Here is a 19,133-nt window from a genome sequence, read left to right as displayed (position 1 = left end):
CATCTGCTGGGTTTTTTGATGAATGATCCTGTAATTAGTCAAGTGCTGGCATCGCTGCGGCAATCGCGTCAGCAACCGCATCATCCTCAGACTTGTTTTCTGGATTTGAATTGGTTTTAGGTGTGGTCTCAGCAGGCTTTGACGCAGGTTCTTCGCGGGTTTCAGGCACTGGTGCCGGCTCAGTAGTTTCTGGTTTTTTGATTTCACGACGGATTTCAGTCGTGGTGTTTTCAGTTTGCTCACGTTGAATTTCAACCGTTGGCGCTACTTCCTCTTCAATTGCCGCTGGCTCTACAGGTTCAAGCGGTTCAAATTGCGTTGGTTCTGGAGTCGAGATTTCAGATGCTGGAGTAACTTCTACTTGCTCTTCTTCTTTTGGTGCTTCTTTTTTTACACACGCAGTTAATGTCAGGCCAGTCAGGATTAGGGTGGAGATTAAAAGTTTCTTCATCATCATTGCATCAAACATAAAAGTGTGGAGTGGATACACTATTATAGCAGCAAAATGCAAGATAGAAATCATATGAACTTACTGTAATTTTTTATAGGAATTGCTGTTAGAATAGTCAATTGTTTATTGTTCTTTGAATTGATGCGGATTGACTTTGCTTTCTAGGTACAAGGTAAAGTAAAATTGCGCAACATTGCAGGCCGATTTAGGCTCGATTGTACGAGAAACCCAATGACCCATTTTATTTTCGTTACTGGTGGTGTAGTTTCATCACTAGGTAAAGGTATTTCAGCTGCTTCTGTTGCTGCACTTTTAGAAGCTCGTGGTTTAAAAGTGACCATGGTAAAAATGGATCCATACATTAATGTCGATCCAGGGACAATGAGCCCATTCCAGCATGGTGAAGTTTTTGTTACAGAAGATGGTGCTGAAACAGACTTAGACTTGGGTTACTACGAACGTTTCTTGCGTCGTGCGAAAATGACCAAACTAAATAACTTCACATCAGGCCGTGTTTACCAGGATGTTCTAAACAAAGAACGCCGTGGTGACTATCTAGGCGGTACTGTTCAAGTTATTCCACACATTACTGACAATATCAAAGAGCGTGTACTTCGTGCAGGCGAAGGTTATGACGTTGCGATCGTAGAGATCGGCGGTACTGTAGGTGACATTGAATCTCTCCCATTCATGGAATCTGTACGTCAGTTAATGGTTGAACTTGGTCATAAACGTACCATGTTAATGCACTTAACGTTACTCCCATACATTAAGTCTGCAGCAGAATTAAAAACCAAACCAACACAGCACTCTGTTAAAGAACTCCTGTCGATTGGTATTCAGCCAGACATTCTCATCTGTCGTACAGAGTACGATGTAGATGCAGATACGACGCGTAAGATTGCATTATTTACCAACGTTGAAGCACGTGCCGTTGTGGTATGTAAAGACGCACGTTCGATCTACCAGATTCCACGTACATTCTACGAACAAAATGTTGATGATTTAATCTGTGAACGTTTTGGTTATAACGATCTTCCTGAAGCTGATTTAACAGATTGGGATAACGTTGTAGAAGCACTACTGAACCCTGAATACACCGTACGTGTAGCAATGGTTGGTAAATACGTTGAACTTCCAGATGCTTACAAATCTGTCAACGAAGCACTTCTGCATGCGGGTATTCAAAACCGTGTGAAAGTTCAGATTGACTACGTAAACGCTGAAGAGCTTGAAAGCCAAGATGTAGCAGAAGTATTGAAAGATGCTGATGCGATTCTGGTTCCAGGCGGTTTCGGTGAGCGCGGTACTGAAGGCAAAATGAAGGCGATTCAGTTTGCACGTGAGAACGGTGTGCCGTTCCTCGGTATTTGCTTGGGTATGCAGTTGGCTGTGATCGAATACGCACGTAATGTTGCTGGTATTGCAGACGCGACCTCGACTGAATTTAACCGTTCAACCAAATCTCCATTGATTGGTTTAATTACTGAATGGTTAGATGAGCGTGGTGAAGTTCAGCAACGTTCTGCTGATTCTGATCTGGGTGGCACGATGCGTTTAGGCGCGCAAAAATCTGAACTGGTTGCAGGGACTAAAACTGCAGAAGTTTATGGTTCTGAAGAAATCATCGAGCGTCACCGTCACCGTTACGAGATGAACAACCGTTATATCCCAGTGCTGGAAGAAAAAGGCATGAAGATTTCTGGTTATTCTCCGGTACAGCATCTGGTAGAAACTGTTGAAATTCCTGCACATCCTTGGTTTATTGCAGTACAATTCCACCCGGAATTTACCAGCTCGCCACGTGATGGTCACCCATTATTTGCAGGTTTCATTGATGCTGCGAAAAAGCAGTACCAAAAAACCAAATAATCGGTGCGTAGGACACAACTAGGGAAGTTTAAATGTCGCAATTAAAACCACAAGAAATTGTACGTTTGGGCGATATACAAATGGCAAATCATTTGCCATTTGTATTATTCGGCGGAATGAATGTACTTGAATCTAAAGACCTGGCTTTTGAAATCGCAGAGACTTATGTCGATATCTGTACACGTTTGGGCATTCCTTATGTGTTCAAAGCCAGCTTTGATAAAGCCAACCGTTCAAGCCTGAACTCTTTCCGTGGCCCAGGCCTGGAAAAAGGTCTCGAGTGGTTAGCTGACATTAAAAAACACTTTAATGTGCCGATCATCACCGATGTGCATGAGCCGTATCAAGCGGCTCCTGTTGCAGAAGTGGCAGACATTATTCAATTGCCAGCTTTCTTAAGCCGTCAGACGGATCTTGTGGAAGCCATGGCAAAAACGGATGCCATCATCAATATCAAAAAAGCCCAGTTCCTGGCTCCACACGAAATGCGCCATATTCTGCATAAGTGTCTGGAAGCTGGAAATGACAAACTGATCATTTGTGAACGCGGTTCGGCATTTGGCTATAACAATCTGGTTGTAGACATGCTGGGCTTCGACATCATGAAAGAAATGAATGTCCCGGTATTCTTTGATGTGACCCATGCCTTACAAACCCCAGGCGGCCGTGCAGATTCTGCCGGTGGTCGTCGTGCGCAAATTACAACGCTTGCGCGTGCGGGTATGGCAACGGGTCTTGCTGGTTTGTTCTTAGAGGCACACCCAGATCCGGAAAAAGCCAAGTGTGATGGTCCATGTGCGCTGCGCATGTCTCAGCTTGAGCCTTTCCTGGCACAGCTAAAAGAATTGGATACCTTGGTCAAAGGTTTCGAAAAGTTAGATACACACTGAGTTTATCACTCTTGCGCTGCCGTATAGGCAGCTCATATTAATCAACTGAGGAATAGTTCATGAGCCAAATCGTTGACATTCGTGCACGTGAAATTTTGGACTCTCGTGGTAACCCTACCATCGAAGCAGACGTAATCTTAGCATCTGGCGTAGTTGGCCGTGCATGTGCACCATCTGGTGCTTCAACTGGTTCTCGTGAAGCTTTAGAACTTCGTGATGGCGATAAAGCGCGTTACTTAGGTAAAGGCGTTAAAACTGCGGTAAATAACGTAAATACGTTAATCCGTGACGCTTTGGTCGGTAAATCAGTATTCGAACAAAAAGACATCGATAACACGATGATCGCGCTTGACGGTACTGAAAACAAAGAAAAACTAGGTGCAAACGCAACTTTGGCAGTGTCTTTGGCTGCTGCTCGCGCTGCTGCTGAAGAAAAGAAAATTCCTCTTTTCCAATACATCGCAGATCTTCGCGGTCAAACGATTCTAACTATGCCTGTACCAATGATGAACATCATCAATGGTGGTTCACATGCAGACAACAACGTCGATATTCAAGAATTTATGATTGAGCCAGTAGGCTTCACTTCATTCTCTGAAGCGCTACGTGCCGGTGCTGAAATCTTCCATTCACTTAAATCAGTTTTAAACAAAAAAGGTTTAAACACTGCGGTAGGTGATGAAGGTGGTTTTGCGCCGAACTTACGTTCAAACGAAGAAGCAATCACAGTTATTCTTGAAGCAATTGGTCAAACTGGCTACAAAGCAGGTTCTGACATCATGCTTGCGCTTGACTGTGCATCTTCAGAATTCTACAAAAATGGTCAGTACATTCTTGCTGGCGAAGGCAACAAAGCGTTCACAAGCAACCAGTTCTCTGACTATTTGGCAGGTCTTGTAAACCAGTACCCAATTATCTCGATCGAAGATGGTCTGGACGAATCTGACTGGGAAGGCTGGTCTTACCTGACTTCTATTCTTGGCGACAAGATCCAGTTGGTTGGTGACGACTTGTTCGTAACGAACCCGAAAATTCTGCAACGTGGTATCAACGAAAAAGTGGGTAACTCGATTCTGATCAAATACAACCAGATCGGTACCTTGACTGAAACTTTAGATGCCATCTACCTTGCGAAAGAGAATGGTTACTCTACTGTAATTTCACACCGTTCAGGTGAAACGGAAGATTCAACGATTGCTGATCTTGCAGTAGGTACAGCAGCGGGTCAAATCAAGACTGGTTCACTTTGCCGTTCTGACCGTGTAGCGAAATATAATCAATTACTTCGTATTGAAGAATTGACTAATGCTGCATATCGCGGTAAAGCTGAGTTCAAAGGTTTGAACTAAGCGACTTATGTCAATGTTAAATGTATTCGACTCGACTGCGAGTAAAGTACTGTTGGGCCTTGCGATCATTTTGATCGCAGGGTTTCAATATTTATACTGGTTTGGTGAAGGTGGTTATCATGATCATCAGCAACTGACCCAGAAAATCCAACAACAAATGGAATTGAATGATGAGCTAAAAGAGCGTAATCGCGTTCTGGCAGCAGAAGTTTATGATTTGAAGAATGGTATTGAAGCCATCGAAGAACATGCGCGTTTAGATCTTGGTCTGATTAAGCCACGCGAAACTTTTATTCAAATGAGCACGATCAGTACTCAATATAAACCGATCTATCTTAATCCTAATTCTAAAGTAGACCTGCGAACCAATGAGTCAGCTGAAGCACCAACCACACCCTAAACTTTGGGTCATTCTTCCAGCTGCAGGTTCCGGTAGCCGTTTCTCCAAAACAGAACTGAAACAATATCAGATGATTCAAGAGCGAACTGTTCTTGAACATACGGTGGCTCGTCTGAATCAACTGCCTTTGGCGGGTTATGTCCTGGCGATTGGTGAACAGGACAACGTCGCAAAAATGCTGCCATTTTCCAGTCAAGAGAAAGCCCATTTCTGTCTGGGCGGTGCCGAGCGGGTGAATTCCGTGTTAAATGCACTCACGTATTTATCTCAAATCGCTTCTGAAGATGAGTGGGTGCTGGTACATGACGCGGCGCGTCCCTGTGTCGGTCTGGATTGTCTGCAACAGTTAGTCAATACGGCGATTACAAATGATCAGGCTGCGATTCTGGCGATTCCAGTAAGAGATACACTTAAGCGTGTAGTAACCAATTTTGATATTGAGGAAACAGTGGATCGCTCAATGCTATGGCAGGCACAAACACCACAAATGGCCAAGCTAGGTGTGTTGAAACGGGCGATTGAGCAGGCTTTGCAAGATGGTGCTACGATTACTGATGAAGCCAGTGCGCTGGAACATATCGGCGAACAGGTGAGTGTAGTACAAGGGCGTTCCGATAATATTAAAATTACCTATCCGGACGATCTGGAACTGGCCAAGCTGATTTTACAGGCTCAGGCTTAAAAATATATTCAAATAATATTTAAATAAAAGCAGAATAAATCTGGCTATAGCGATCTATTCGCTATAGCTTTCACTTATAATTTTGCCATCATTCTTTTTCACCTTTTGGCCAATGATACCTTCACAGCAGTATCGGTTTTTACGTCACTCTTTGCGTGATGGACGTAGTATTAACCCGCAAGATTCATCTCGATGGACCAAGTTGCACCTTGATCCCTGGTTATTGTGCTTTCTAGTTCTCAATGCAATCCTGGGTTTAATGGTGGTGTATAGCGCGACATCCGAAGACTCTGGCATGGTGGTGCGTCAGGCGATCAGTTTTGGAATTGGTTTTGTGCTGCTGTTTATCTGTGCGCAGATTCCACCGAAAGTCTATCAGGCGATTAGTCCATACCTGTATGCCTTCGGGATCTTCATGCTGCTTCTGGTCTTTGTGATTGGTGAAAAACGCTTGGGTGCAACCCGCTGGATTACCTTGCCGGGGGTAGGAAGCATGCAACCGAGTGAGGTGATGAAATTTGCGATGCCTTTGATGATGGCATGGTATTTTGCACGTAAGCCGTTTCCTCCCAAATTTTTGCATATTGTGGGGGCTCTGATTTTATTGGGCGTACCATTTGTTTTGGTGGCGCTTCAGCCTGACTTGAACATTGGCTTGGTGATTCCCGGTATTTTTGTTCTATTTTTAAGTGGGATGTCGTGGCGTCTGATTGGTGGTGCAGCCGCTGCAGTAGCCGTGGCAGCTCCGGCTGCATGGATGTTTGTATTACAAGAGTATCAAAAAAAACGTATTACCACGTTATTTGATCCGGAATCGGATGCCTTGGGTGCAGGCTGGAATATCATCCAGTCCAAAATTGCGATTGGTTCAGGTGGTTCCACGGGCAAAGGCTATACCGAAGGTACCCAATCACATTTAGGTTATCTGCCTGAACATCATACTGACTTTATTATGTCGACTTATGCCGAAGAATTCGGTTTTATCGGTGTTTTCCTGCTGTTTAGTTTATTCACTGCCATTATTATTCGCTGTCTGATGATTGGTTTAAACAGCTTTCATAACTTTGGCCGTTTATATGCTGGAGCTATGGGACTGACTTTTTTCTTCTTTGTATTTTTAAACTCAGGCATGGTGAGCGGGATTTTACCTGTAACTGGAGATCCATTACCGCTCATGAGTTATGGTGGAACGGCAGTGATTTCCATGCTGGCCGGGATGGGCATTGTGATGTCGATTCATACTCATCGATAAATCATTCTAAAAGTCGGACTGGTTCCGGCTTTTTATATACTTAAAATAAGTTGTTTTAAAAATCCTGTTTTGGCCAGAAGAAAAAAGAAGAATATTTTAGAATTCGTATGAAATTAAAAAGCCCTCAAATGAGGGCTTTTTAATTTCATACTTTAACTGAGAAACCAGGTGTAATAACCCCAGATCATTAAAGGCCATGCTAGGAAAGGGCTAAACAACCATTTCCAGAACCAGTGGCGCGGCATAAAGCCAACACCATGGACAAAGCCTCCAGAAATACCAATCATGATATACATCATGGCACTATGGCTATATTCACCGTTGGCATCCAGCATTGCAGAAGGATGAACCAATAACACTGCTGCGAGAGGAAAAGCCAGGAGGCAGGAAATCATCATCGCAAATTTGTTTGGTTTCTTGTCTACAACGGTTTTCTCAAGCGCAGCTTCGGTCATGTTTTATTCCTCATCCAGGTCTTGGTGTTGTTCCATGTAAATGGCAGCAATCACACTGGCAAAACATGCCATCAGTACACCCAGAATCCAAGCAAAATACCACATAGTTGTCTCTCCTTAAGACACAGCCCTTAGTACAGGCTGTGTGAATTATCTTCAATGTGTTTGTTGGTAATCACGCCCCACATCTTGTAATAACACCAAGTGGTATAGATCAGGATCAGTGGAACAAAGATACATGCAGCAACGGTCATGACTGTTAAGGTATTTTTACTAGATACCGCATCCCACATGGTCAGACTTGCAACCGGGTTAATGCTTGAAGGCATCAGGAAAGGAAACAGGGCAAAACCAGCAGTCAGGATGGCACCGATGACAGCCAGAGATGAACCCAGGAAGCTCAAGCCTGCTTTGTTTTTACTAGCTGCCAAGACAATGATCAAGCCACCCAAAATGCCGGCAATTGGAGCAGCCATTGTGATTGGATACGTCGAGTAGTTATTCATCCAGCCTGGATTGGCATTGGTCAATACTTCTTTGGCCAGCGGGTTGGCAACACCATTGGTATCAAAAGGTGTAACTAAGGTATAGCCCTGAATGCCACCAAAATACAACCATGCACCGGCTGCCAGGAAAGTTGCTAAATACACTAGTCCCATGATTTGTGTTGCTTTGGCAGAACGTTGGCGTAGGTCACCATCAGTACGCAGCATTAACCATGCACCACCATGTGCACACAGCATCGATAAACTGACCAGACCACAGACAATCGCAAACGGATTCAGCAGGGCAAAGAAGCTGCCAGTATAAGTAGAACGTACAGTTTCATCTAAAGTAAATGGTACACCCAGGAACATGTTGCCGAATGCCACACCGAAGACCAATGCAGGCACTGCACCACCAATGGCTAGACCCCAGTCCCATGAATTGCGCCATTTGGTATTTTCCAGTTTTGAGCGATAGTCAAAACCGACCGGACGCAGGAATAGGGCAAACAGTACCAGCAACAGTGCCCAGTACATGCCAGAGAAGGCGGTTGCATAGACCATTGGCCAGGCAGCGAACAAAGCACCGCCGGCAGTAATAAACCAGACTTGGTTACCGTCCCAATGCGGGGCAATGGTATTGATCGCTGCACGGCGCTCGCTATCATTTTTGCCCACAAATGGCATGATCGCCATGGAGCCCATATCGAAGCCATCGGTGAGGGCAAAGCCAATCAGCAATACGCCGACCAGCACCCACCAAATGATTTTTAATAATTCATATTCGATCATGCGTGAGTCTCCTCATTTGCCTTCTCTGCAGCTGCAAGCTTTTCAAAATGGTATTTACCGGTATGCAGTGAGCTTGGGCCAAGACGTGAGAACTTGATCATCAGATACATCTCGATAATCAGTAACACGGTATAGAATGCTGCCAATGCAAGGATTGAACCCCAGACATCACCTGTACTTAAGCTTGATGCTGAAAGATGCGTCGGTAATACCTCACCAATGGTCCAAGGTTGACGACCTACTTCTGCTACATACCAGCCAGTTTGCGCAGCAACCCAAGGTAAAGGCAGTGCAAATAAAGCAAATTTCAATAACCATGGTTTGTTTTCAGCATTACGTTTTGCTACCGCAAAAGTTGCCAGTGCAAATAGAAGCAACATCAGGAAGCCAGAAGCCACCATGGCACGGAAGGCCCAGAACAGGCTTGGTACGTGTGGAATGGTGTCTTTAGCAGCTGCTTTGATTTGCTCTTCAGAGGCATCAACGACATTTGGCGTGTATTTTTTCAGAAGCAGACCGTAGCCTAAGTCTTTTTGGCCCTCTTCAAAAGCGGTTTTCAGTTCTGGAGACTGATCACCAGCACGTAATTTTTCCAGTTGCGAATAGGCCACCATACCATTACGGATACGCGCTTCGTGCTGAACCAGCAGGTCTTTAATACCCGTGACTTGTTCAGTCGTAGAACGTGTAGCGATCAGACCCATCACATAAGGAATTTTCACTGCATAATCTGTAGTCATGGTTTCCTTATTCGGGATACCGAACAAAGTAAATGGCGCAGGTGCAGGGTGAGTATCCCATTCTGCTTCAATCGCTGCCAGTTTGGTTTTCTGTACATCGCCCAGCTCATAACCTGATTCATCACCCAGTAAAATCACTGAAAGTGTGGAAGCAAGCCCGAAGATGGCTGCAATGGCAAAAGAACGGCGTGCAAAAGGCAGGTCACGTTTTTTCAGCATGTAGTAACTTGAAATAGCCAGTACGAAGATGGCACCTGTGACATAACCGGCAGATACGGTATGCACAAATTTAACCTGAGCTACCGGGTTAAAGATCAATGCAGCAAAGTCCACCATTTCCATACGCATGGTTTCATAGTTAAATGCCGAACCGACCGGGTTTTGCATCCAGCCATTGGCGACCAGAATCCAGAGTGCGGACATGTTCGAACCTAAAGCCACCAGCCAGGTCACTGCCAGATGTTGCACTTTGGACAGGCGATCCCAGCCAAAGAAGAACAAGCCAATAAAGGTTGATTCAAGGAAGAAGGCCATCAAACCTTCAATCGCCAGCGGTGCACCAAAAATATCACCGACATAATGCGAGTAATACGCCCAGTTGGTTCCGAACTGGAACTCCATGGTCAGGCCGGTGGTTACCCCTAAGGCAAAGTTAATACCAAACAGTTTTCCCCAGAACTTGGTCATGTCTTTATAGATTTCTTTGCCGGAAATCACATAGGTGGTTTCCATAATGGCAAGCAGAAAAGCCAGGCCTAAAGTTAGTGGAACAAAAATAAAGTGATACATCGCGGTCATGGCGAATTGGAACCGCGAGAGATCGACCACGCTTTCAGAAATCATCAACGTGTCTCCTGGATTTGGGAAGGATTGCCGGCGATACGCTCGGCGACTTGGTTATCAAAATTTTTAGGAATCGTAGGCGCATCAAACCAGATATTTTTAATTACCATCAGTAAAATAACCTTGATAATTAAAATAGCAGTTATTTCTCTAACCACTTTCTGGTTTAGATTTTTGGGAACTAAGCTCATTCGACTAAGCCTGTTATATGACTTGTTATATATTATTAATCTATTGTAACTAAAAAATAAATAGATGATACAGCTTAAATAAATATATATTTATAAGTATTTGAAAATAATAAATATATATTTATATGAGTTAAAATTTATTCTAAATACTTTTTATTATTTTATGTAATTTTATTGGTTTTTAAATCCGACTAAAATGCTTATATTTATATATTTAAATGTAGATTATTTTAGTTGGATTAATGTTTTTTCTATTTTTTTAATCTGATTAAAGTGCTTGGTTTTAAAATGAAGAATAAAATTAATCAAACTAAATTGGTTGGTTTTATAAGGGTTGAATATCAGTGTCACAATCATTCTCACCATATTTATATTGATAAAAAACACACCAAAAAAAGAACATGCTGGAGGCATGTTCTTTTTAAGCTTTGTGAGGGAGACTGGACTTAGAAGTCGTAACGCATGCCTAGGGAAAGTCCTAGACTGTCTTCACCGCGTACGCCACCTACAGTATTGGTACGACCTTGTGCCCAAGGAGTAAGGTTTGAGTTTTCATCATTTAGTACAGTTGCTATGTTGCCATAAATGCGGACTGTTGGATCTAAACGGTGCTCAAGTCCGATTGCCAGCAAAGTTGCATTCGCATCATCAGCATCGACATCGCGATGGAATACTTCACCACGGAATGAGGTTTTTGGTGCAAATTTATATTCACCGGCTACACCAAATACTTGTGCATCTGGGTTTGCTTCAGAATTATCATGTTGAAGGAATTGGTATAAACCGCCCAAGTTGAATTCAGGTGTGATTTTGTAAGCACCTGCGATACGGAAACCATCGCGCTCACCACGGGCAGCTTCTTCTTCATAGTGTTCATAGGCAGCAGCGAAATCAACTTTACCTTCTTTATAGGTTAAAGCGAGGTCATAAGCTTTATCTTTGTCTTTAGCGCCATCTTTAGTGGCATTCGGGCTATTTGTTTCATGTAGTGACATCGCACCTAATACGTTGAAACCGCCACCAAATTTTGGTGATTTATATTCAATGGTATTAGCATTACGTTCATCAAAACGCAGGTTACCTACACGCGTAACGTTACGAACGTCACCGACCATATCACCAAAGAAGTTGACCGGGCCACGTGCTACTTTGAATGGGCTGTCAAAACGGCCGATACGCGCTTGACCGAAATCACCTTTTAAACCAACAAAAGTATCACGAGTTGCAAATTCAACATCATCATTTGCAGAACCACTTGCAAAGTTAATTTCCTGTTCGATTTGACCAAATACGGTCATACCGTTTTCTAATTTTTGTTCAGCTTTAAAGCCTAGGCGTGAAGAGTTTGAAGAAAGACCTACTTCGTTATAATCTTGGCCATCATCCAGATAATCTAAAGAAACGTGTGCACGACCATACACTTTAACATCAGCAGCAGCTGCCATCACTGGTGTTAAAATTGTTGCCCCGATTGCTAATGCAGATAACGTTTTTTTCATGTGTTGCTCCAATAAAGACTTTTTTATTCATCGTCTTAAAAACAAGTTTCAGTATTGTTTTGAAACATCTACTGCTCTATTGGTGCCAAGTATTCATTACAAATAAGTCAATATGATTAAGGAAATATTTCAGAAATATTAAAGACAATCATTGTCTTATTTTTTGTAAGATTATGAGTTGGGTAAGCAGGATTGCTGCAAAACCTAAAAAATAGGCTAGGTGACTTTTACTGATATTTTATTGGCTTAATCAAGAGTGAAATACATTAGACATAAAAAATGGAGCCGAGGCTCCATTTTTAGGTATTAAGAATAGCTTAAAGGGCAGCTTTAATTTTCTCGGCCAAAGCTTTAGTTTTTTCCTGGTCGCCCATCTGTGCAGCATGTTTGCCCAGATTGTGCAAAGAGGTAGGAATCAGATGGAAATGTACGTGTGGTACGGTCTGACCCGCTGCTGCCCCTGATAATTGCATCAGCACGATACCGTCCACACCTAAACCTTTTTCAATGGCTTTTGCAACTTTCTGTACGATCTGAATCGTATACGCTGCAGCTTCAGGGGGTAGATCCAGTAAAGTGATTGCCGGAGTTTTCGGAACCACCAGAGTATGACCTTCTGCCTGAGGCATGATGTCCATAAATGCAAGAACCTGGTCGTCTTCATACACTTTTATCGCAGGAAGTTCACCGCGTAGAATTCGTGCAAAAATATTCTGATCATCATAAGTCATAAGTACATTCCTTGAGCGTCATTAAACTGAATTATTTACAGTTCAATTCTTTCTGACGATCTTTGATCGCGTCAAGACGTTGTTGCTCTTTTTCCGAGAATTTTGGTTTGGTTGTATAGCAATTGTCATTACCAAACTTAGCTTTTGCTTCAGGATCTTTGAAACAGAAACCTTTAGACGCATAAATCACGTCATGATCATTTTTTAATTTTTTGCACTCTTGTTCAGATGCAAGAACCGATGTTGAAGCCCCGAACAAAGTTGCAAAGCCAATTAATGCTGCAACAGAAAATTTCTTCATGAGAGTTTCCTCTGGGTTATCCACTATATGTGCCTGCCTACTAGTCACAATATGAGGTTTCGTTATCATTATTCAATGGCGAGATATTACTCGATGGTAATATTACTCCATGATTCATACATTTTCACAGCACTGGAAAAATCACTGTTTTTATCCGACAGATCGCTGGCCGCTTGAATCAGATTCTGGGTCAACGAGAGCACAGGCGCAGAAAGTTTGGCTTCACGCGCAAGGTCGATTGCAATGCCTGTATCTTTGGCCAAGAGTGGCAGGGCAAAGGTTACAGGAAAACTGCGGTTTAAAATACGCTGCGGCAAAACGGTTTCAGTCACCATGCTTTTACCACTTGAAGCATTAATACAATCTAGTGCTTCATGCAGGTTTACCCCATGCGCTTTCAGTGTAGTAAAGCCTTCTGCGACGGCACACAGGTTTACAGCCATTAACATATTATTTACGGCTTTCACTGCAAAACCCGCGCCAGATTCACCGACATGCTTGATCAGCTTGCCAAATGCCTGCATCGCAGGAAGGGCTTTTTCATAGCCCTCTGCATTGCCGCCCACCATCACGGTTAATGTACCATTCTCAGCACCAACGGTTTGGCCACTGACCGGTGCATCCAGAAAGATTACCCCATGTTTAGCCAATTGTACTGCCAATTTTTGGGCAGAATCCGGTACACCACTGGTGCAGTCGACCCAGACTGAACCGGATTTAAGCGACAGATTTTCCAGAAGTCGTTCAACGTCAGCGCTAGTTGGCAGGCAGGAAAAAATCACATCTGCTTGTACGGCCTGTTCCAGTGTGACGGCTTGGGTGCCATATTCAGCCGCATGTTGCTCTGCCTTGTTAAAGCTGCGGTTCCAGACATAGACCGTATCAAAATGCTTGGGTAAGTGTGCTGCCATACGAAAACCCATTGCACCTAGGCCGATAAATGCCACTGATTGAATCATGCTGTACCCTCTGAATATGTTTAAATCTATTGATAATTTTTAATATTTTTCTGGTGCGAGAAATCTGCTTTAAGCATCAAGACGTGTGGAGCGCTGCACCAGCCAGGTCGTCATTTTTGGCCAGAATGTATTGGCTGTTTTCTGGTTCGACATTAGTCCAAGATGACCACCCGGTATAAGAGTAAACGTCTTATCCTGGCTACTTGTCAATTCCATCAAAGGCTTAGCTGACTGTTCTGTGACAATCTGGTCGGTTTGACCTGCACCTACCAATAGGGAGCAGCTGATATTTTTAAGATCAACAATACGACCATCTAAAGTGATAGAACCGTATTTTAAAGGATTTTGCAGCCATAAATGCAGAATCATGTCCTGATTAATCCCGCCCGGATAATCGATCATCTTGTTCAGGAAATTCCCCATGGTGGCATGTTCATAGACATCTTCGACATGATCCAGATTCAGCAAAAACTGCTTCTGGCTTTTTAGCCAGCCAATCGGATCAAGTAATTTAAAGCCCAAGGCATTTACAATACCCGGCGTATGAATATATTGCTTCGGGATCAATCCTTGATGAATGGCCTGTTGCAAATTCTTATTTTTAGAAATCAGTTTATTGGTCGTAGAAAAAAGTTTGCCGACACGTCCTGACGCATAACTGTCGATAGGACTGCCCACCACGATCAGATTCTTGACATGTTCAGGCGAATGCAGGGCTGTATAGAGCGTGACAAACACCCCAGCCATACTCCAGCCGTGTAAGGAAATGAACTGACTGCCTGAATGCTTGCAGATAGTTTCAATGGATTGAGGAATGGCTGCATCGATAAAAGATAAAAAATTCAGGTGACGGTGCTTAAAGTTAAAGCGTTTCCATTCCACCAGATAGACATCAAAACCGCTATGCTGAAAATGCTTGACCAGAGAGCGATAAGGATACAGATCATAGATATCCATATTAATGGCTAACGGTGCGATGAAAACCAGAGGCTCCTTATATTTTTTCTCGGGTGAAGCGTAATAACGAATCTTGCAAAACTCGGTGCCGGCAATATATTCAAAAGGGGTTTTTTGCGACAGGATCAGTGAGGAGGCATTAAACATCCGGGTGCTGAGGTGTTTCAATTTTTTTTGCTGGCGCTGAAAGTTTTGTTTTAACTGAATCATGTAAATAAAATATCCGTATCCGCGGGAGGATTGATCGAAGTCTAAGCAATAATCGCTTATTATGCCTTGACCTGAAATAGCTTAGGCGCTCAAAATGTTGGCAAATTTTTACAAAAGGCAGCCTGAGGGCTGAGGTAAAGCGATGAGCCAGCAAGACGATATTTCTTACCAATTAGAAACTTTAGCCATTCGTACCGGCCATACCCGCACTTTTGAAGGTGAGCATGGCGAACCGATTTTTCTAACATCGTCCTTTGTTTATGAAAATGCTGCAGAAGCCGCAGCCAAATTCTCAGGCCAGGAACCGGGCAATATCTATTCTCGCTTTACCAATCCGACCGTTGCCATGTTTGAAAAGCGTCTGGCTGCACTTGAAGGTGCAGAACGCGCCGTCGCCACCAGTTCGGGTATGGCAGCCATTATGGCAGTGATGATGGCTTTTTTAAAAGCGGGTGATCATGTGATCTGTTCACGTGCTGTCTTCGGCTCTACGGTTTCCATGTTTGAAAAATATGTCGCAAAATTTGGCGTCAGCGTTGATTTCGTTGATTTGACCGATCTTGATGCATGGAAAAATGCCATCAAGCCTGAAACAAAAATTCTCTTTGTTGAATCTCCATCGAATCCTTTAGCGGAAGTAGCCGATATACATGGACTCGCCGATATTGCGCATGCCAATGATGCTTTACTGGCGATTGATAACAGCTTCTGTACCCCAGTATTACAACAACCAATCAAATTTGGTGCTGACCTTGTTGTATATTCAGCTACAAAGTACCTTGATGGTCAGGGCCGTGCATTAGGCGGCGCAGTCGTGGGTAATCACAAGCTGCTTGAAGAAATTTTTGGCTATGTGCGTACCACTGGTCCTTCAATGAGCCCATTCAATGCCTGGGTTTTCCTGAAAGGCTTGGAGACACTACGTTTGCGTATGCGTGAACATTCAGCAAGTGCACAGCAACTGGCTGAATTTCTGAATCAGCATCCAAAAGTGGAAAAAGTATATTATGCGGGCCTGCCTGAGCATGTCGGTCATGAACTGGCAGCCAAACAGCAGAGCGGTTTTGGCGGTATTGTGTCTTTTGAAGTGAAAGGTGGCCGTGAGGAAGCATGGACTGTCATCGACAATACCCAGTTTATCTCGATTACCGGCAATCTGGGCGATGTGAAATCGACTATTACCCATCCGGCAACCACGACACACGGTAAATTGTCGCCTGAAGCCAAAGAAGCTGCCGGTATTCGCGAAGGTTTGATTCGCGTATCTGTTGGTTTGGAAGAGATTGGTGATATTATCCAGGATATTCGTCGCGGTTTAGACCTGATTTAATTTTATAAATTTATGTTCGGAGATATTTATGAACATTAACATGTTGATGCAGCAAGCTCAGCGCATGCAGAAAGAAGTTGAAAATAACGTAAAAAAAGCCAAAGAAGAGCTTGCGCAAACTGAAGTGCATGCCGAGGCGGGTGGTGGTCTAGTGAAAGTAACCATGACTTGCCGTAACGTGGTGAAACGTATCGAAATCAATCCTGAATTACTTCAGGATGATCCAGACATGATTGAAGACCTGATTGCAGCTGCAATGAATGATGCAGCACGTCAGGCAGAAGTGGTATCTGACGAAAGAATGAAAGCAGCAAACTCAGGCATGGGTTTGCCGCCTGGTCTTGCAGGTATGTTCTAAGGAAGAATGCGCAATGTTTAGTGATCGTTTTGATCAACTCGTTCAAGCATTACGCATTTTGCCAAGCGTTGGGCCGAAATCGGCTCAACGTATGGCATTGCATATGATCATGAAAAATCGTGAGGGTGCTATTGGTCTGGCACATGCGCTGACTGAGGCAACCAATTACATTCATGAATGTTCAGTCTGTCATTCTTTGACCGAAGACGAAGTCTGCAATATCTGTACTTCGCTGGATCGTGATGATGAATTGCTTTGCATAGTAGAATCACCTGCAGATGTCATGGCGATTGAACAAAGTGGCAGCTTCAGAGGTAAATATCATGTATTGGGTGGACATTTATCGCCACTGGATGGTATTGGACCAGAAGAAATCGGTATTCCGTACTTATTGCACCGTTTGGCCAATGGTCAGGTGAAAGAAGTGATTCTGGCGACCAATGCCACGGTAGAAGGTCAGGCTACGGCGCATTATCTGGTTGAGGCCAGTAAGCATTTGCCGATCCAGATGACCCGAATTGCCCAGGGCGTACCACAAGGTGGTGAGCTGGAATATGTCGACAGTCATACCTTGAGTCAGGCAGTACATAACCGGATGCGCATGAAGTAAGCTAAGCTTAAATATCTTGTTAGTTTTAATATAAAAAAGATATTAATTAGAATATAAATCCTGATAAGTAAGCGCCATTTTTTAGGAAATAGGGCAGAATTGACGTTATTTTTTATACAAAAATTCTATAGATCAGTTAATATGGATCTATCGAGAATCTAATCTTAGACTCAGTTCTATGTTTCAATTTATTCAACATCAAAACGACTTAACTCATGTGCTGAACCTGATGGATCAGAATTCAGTTTATGGGCTGGATACCGAGTTTATCAAGGTGGATACCTTATGGCCTAAGCTGGGTGTTTTTCAGATTAACGTAGACAGCAAGGTCTATTTGTTGGATGGAACCACGCTGGATCTGACTGAGTTCCTCAATAAAATTTTTAACGCACAGCAGAATATTTTTCATGCCTGTAGTGAAGATATCGACCTGATCTATCACTATACCCAGAAGAAATCGCTGAGTAATGTGTTTGATACCCAGGTCGGCATGTCATTTTTGGGGCATGGTCTGCAAGTCAGCTATCAAAATGCGCTGAAGCAGATGCTGGAAGTCGATATCGAAAAAGACCAGACCCGTTCTGACTGGCTGGCGCGTCCACTCAGTTCCGAACAGTTGCTGTATGCTGCCAATGATGTGCATTATCTGGTACAACTGTCAGAGAAAATTAAACAGGATCTGGATGCGAAAGATCTACTGGATTTTGCTTTGCAAGATTGCCGTTTTCTGACTCAGGAAATTGGCGAAGATACCCCAACTGCCTTGTTGTATCAGGATGTCGGCAATTACCGACATTCACGCCGTCAGCTGATGCAACTGCAGCAATTGATGGTCTGGCGTGATCAGATTGCCAAAGCACTGAATCAGCCCCGCAGTTTCATTTTAAAAAATGCCAGCATGATTGATCTGGTAGAAAAGTTCCCGCGCAATAATTTTCAGCTGAGTCATGTGAAAGACATTCGTTCGAATGTGGTTCGTGAGCATGGTAAAACGATTTTAGATTTACTGAAATTCCTGCCGGAGCCGGCAAATTGGCCTTTACGTCTGGCACGTCCAATTCGCCATTCCTCCAAAGATATCGGCGAAAAAATTGATGTGATTATCCAGAACGTCGTCAATGAAACCTCAATTCCTAAAGAAGTCCTGATGCGCAAGAAATGGCTGAATGCCTTGTATCAGCATGTGGTCTTTCATAAGGACGAGCAGGATCTGCCGGATTATCTGCTTGGGTGGCGCTATGAGTTATTAACTCGGCCACTGATTCAGGTATTGCATCAGGACGAATCTTATCTGTCTACCCAGATGAAAGTCAGCGAGTGATTAGCTACAGGATTGGTTAAAGAAAAAGCAATTATACAAAATCACGACTGATGCATGAGACGTGGCTAATGTTTCTGTCTTTTTTTTGATGTATCCTTGCGGTTGTTTTTTCAGAAAAGTCGTTTGAAATATGCAAGTGTCGATCTACAAATCCAGCAAAAAAAGTGAAATGTATCTGTATGTGGCGCGTCCTGTGAATGAAAGCGAAGCTGAAACATTCGAGCCTTTAAGTGTATTAACTGAAGCAGTACAGGCAGCATTTGGACGTGCGACTTTTGTCATGCATCTGGAGTTAAGCGAATCACGTAAACTGGCACGTGCCAATGTCTTGCATGTCATGGATTCCATTACTACTCGCGGTTTCTTCCTGCAAATGCCGCCAGAAGGCTTGATTGATCCAAACGCTGTGGCACCAGAAGGTTTGCGTGGCGCTTAATGTTAATTCAGGAGTTGTG

Annotated in this window: 22 protein-coding genes; 11 read left to right on the top strand and 11 right to left on the bottom strand. The window is 43.4% G+C overall.

Annotation, left to right across the window (positions count from 1 at the left end; all coding sequences use genetic code 11):
- Positions 1–34: 34 nt before the first annotated feature.
- Entirely contained in the window at positions 35–457 is a 423-nt protein-coding gene (locus tag AC1IR0_RS05785) for a hypothetical protein (RefSeq protein WP_373683213.1), read from the bottom strand.
- 225 nt (positions 458–682) lie between these two features.
- Between AC1IR0_RS05785 and AC1IR0_RS05780 the strand changes: the two genes are divergently transcribed.
- The 6 genes from AC1IR0_RS05780 to rodA all read left to right on the top strand — a co-directional run bounded on the left by AC1IR0_RS05780 (position 683) and on the right by rodA (position 6,896).
- Positions 683–2,323, top strand: a complete 1,641-nt coding sequence (locus tag AC1IR0_RS05780) for a CTP synthase (protein WP_005100051.1) — start codon at positions 683–685, stop codon at positions 2,321–2,323.
- 32 nt (positions 2,324–2,355) lie between these two features.
- On the top strand, positions 2,356–3,213 hold the full coding sequence (kdsA, locus tag AC1IR0_RS05775) for a 3-deoxy-8-phosphooctulonate synthase (protein WP_004278721.1): 858 nt from the start codon (positions 2,356–2,358) through the stop codon (positions 3,211–3,213).
- Between the two features lie 59 nt (positions 3,214–3,272).
- Positions 3,273–4,562 (top strand): phosphopyruvate hydratase, encoded by a 1,290-nt coding sequence (gene eno / locus AC1IR0_RS05770; RefSeq protein ID WP_004278719.1) that lies wholly within the window; start codon positions 3,273–3,275, stop codon positions 4,560–4,562.
- A gap of 7 nt (positions 4,563–4,569) precedes the next feature.
- Positions 4,570–4,962: a septum formation initiator family protein gene (locus tag AC1IR0_RS05765; protein ID WP_004645271.1), complete on the top strand. Its 393-nt coding sequence runs from the start codon at positions 4,570–4,572 to the stop codon at positions 4,960–4,962.
- A complete protein-coding gene (gene ispD / locus AC1IR0_RS05760; RefSeq protein ID WP_004645270.1) occupies positions 4,931–5,644 on the top strand; it encodes a 2-C-methyl-D-erythritol 4-phosphate cytidylyltransferase in 714 nt (237 codons plus the stop codon). Before AC1IR0_RS05765 ends, ispD begins: the two co-directional genes overlap by 32 nt.
- A 112-nt stretch (positions 5,645–5,756) precedes the next feature.
- Positions 5,757–6,896 (top strand): rod shape-determining protein RodA, encoded by a 1,140-nt coding sequence (gene rodA, locus AC1IR0_RS05755; RefSeq protein ID WP_004645269.1) that lies wholly within the window; start codon positions 5,757–5,759, stop codon positions 6,894–6,896.
- A 152-nt stretch (positions 6,897–7,048) separates the two neighbouring features.
- Here the strand turns inward: rodA and AC1IR0_RS05750 are convergent, their stop codons facing one another.
- From AC1IR0_RS05750 to AC1IR0_RS05705, 10 genes are all read right to left on the bottom strand, one after another.
- Positions 7,049–7,351: a cyd operon YbgE family protein gene (locus AC1IR0_RS05750; protein ID WP_004278714.1), complete on the bottom strand. Its 303-nt coding sequence runs from the start codon at positions 7,349–7,351 to the stop codon at positions 7,049–7,051.
- A gap of 3 nt (positions 7,352–7,354) precedes the next feature.
- Positions 7,355–7,456, bottom strand: coding sequence for a cytochrome bd-I oxidase subunit CydX (gene cydX / locus AC1IR0_RS05745; RefSeq protein WP_004278713.1), 102 nt, complete (start codon positions 7,454–7,456; stop codon positions 7,355–7,357).
- 26 nt (positions 7,457–7,482) lie between these two features.
- A complete protein-coding gene (cydB, locus tag AC1IR0_RS05740) occupies positions 7,483–8,628 on the bottom strand; it encodes a cytochrome d ubiquinol oxidase subunit II (protein WP_071320015.1) in 1,146 nt (381 codons plus the stop codon).
- On the bottom strand, positions 8,625–10,211 hold the full coding sequence (locus AC1IR0_RS05735; protein WP_071852069.1) for a cytochrome ubiquinol oxidase subunit I: 1,587 nt from the start codon (positions 10,209–10,211) through the stop codon (positions 8,625–8,627). Before AC1IR0_RS05735 ends, cydB begins: the two co-directional genes overlap by 4 nt.
- Positions 10,211–10,402, bottom strand: coding sequence for a cytochrome oxidase putative small subunit CydP (cydP, locus tag AC1IR0_RS05730; RefSeq protein WP_071852068.1), 192 nt, complete (start codon positions 10,400–10,402; stop codon positions 10,211–10,213). The genes AC1IR0_RS05735 and cydP overlap by 1 nt, the downstream gene beginning before the upstream one ends.
- 446 nt (positions 10,403–10,848) lie before the next feature.
- Positions 10,849–11,901, bottom strand: coding sequence for a porin (locus AC1IR0_RS05725; protein WP_409653790.1), 1,053 nt, complete (start codon positions 11,899–11,901; stop codon positions 10,849–10,851).
- Positions 11,902–12,218: 317 nt separating this feature from the next.
- On the bottom strand, positions 12,219–12,632 hold the full coding sequence (locus tag AC1IR0_RS05720; RefSeq protein ID WP_479741224.1) for an HIT family protein: 414 nt from the start codon (positions 12,630–12,632) through the stop codon (positions 12,219–12,221).
- 31 nt (positions 12,633–12,663) lie between these two features.
- Positions 12,664–12,933: a YARHG domain-containing protein gene (locus tag AC1IR0_RS05715; protein ID WP_004278704.1), complete on the bottom strand. Its 270-nt coding sequence runs from the start codon at positions 12,931–12,933 to the stop codon at positions 12,664–12,666.
- Positions 12,934–13,019: 86 nt separating this feature from the next.
- On the bottom strand, positions 13,020–13,892 hold the full coding sequence (locus AC1IR0_RS05710) for an NAD(P)-dependent oxidoreductase (protein WP_180037332.1): 873 nt from the start codon (positions 13,890–13,892) through the stop codon (positions 13,020–13,022).
- 69 nt (positions 13,893–13,961) lie between these two features.
- A complete protein-coding gene (locus AC1IR0_RS05705; RefSeq protein ID WP_409653797.1) occupies positions 13,962–15,059 on the bottom strand; it encodes an alpha/beta fold hydrolase in 1,098 nt (365 codons plus the stop codon).
- A gap of 142 nt (positions 15,060–15,201) precedes the next feature.
- Between AC1IR0_RS05705 and AC1IR0_RS05700 the strand changes: the two genes are divergently transcribed.
- The 5 genes from AC1IR0_RS05700 to AC1IR0_RS05680 all read left to right on the top strand — a co-directional run bounded on the left by AC1IR0_RS05700 (position 15,202) and on the right by AC1IR0_RS05680 (position 19,114).
- Positions 15,202–16,389: an O-succinylhomoserine sulfhydrylase gene (locus AC1IR0_RS05700; RefSeq protein WP_409653800.1), complete on the top strand. Its 1,188-nt coding sequence runs from the start codon at positions 15,202–15,204 to the stop codon at positions 16,387–16,389.
- A gap of 28 nt (positions 16,390–16,417) precedes the next feature.
- Positions 16,418–16,747 carry a YbaB/EbfC family nucleoid-associated protein gene (locus AC1IR0_RS05695; protein WP_004278699.1) on the top strand — a complete coding sequence of 110 codons (330 nt, stop codon included), beginning with the start codon at positions 16,418–16,420 and terminating at the stop codon, positions 16,745–16,747.
- A 13-nt stretch (positions 16,748–16,760) separates the two neighbouring features.
- Positions 16,761–17,357: a recombination mediator RecR gene (gene recR / locus AC1IR0_RS05690; RefSeq protein WP_409653804.1), complete on the top strand. Its 597-nt coding sequence runs from the start codon at positions 16,761–16,763 to the stop codon at positions 17,355–17,357.
- 178 nt (positions 17,358–17,535) lie between these two features.
- Positions 17,536–18,678, top strand: a complete 1,143-nt coding sequence (locus AC1IR0_RS05685; protein WP_409653807.1) for a ribonuclease D — start codon at positions 17,536–17,538, stop codon at positions 18,676–18,678.
- A 130-nt stretch (positions 18,679–18,808) separates the two neighbouring features.
- The gene (locus AC1IR0_RS05680) at positions 18,809–19,114 is read left to right on the top strand and encodes a YcgL domain-containing protein (RefSeq protein ID WP_253144615.1); all 306 of its coding nucleotides are present in this window, start codon (positions 18,809–18,811) and stop codon (positions 19,112–19,114) included.
- The last annotated feature ends 19 nt before the right edge of the window (positions 19,115–19,133 follow it).

It is taken from the genome of Acinetobacter sp. 129952 (assembly GCF_056642055.1).
The sequence above is the reverse complement of the archived record's forward strand: the minus strand, read 5'-3'. Positions and strand labels throughout refer to the sequence as shown.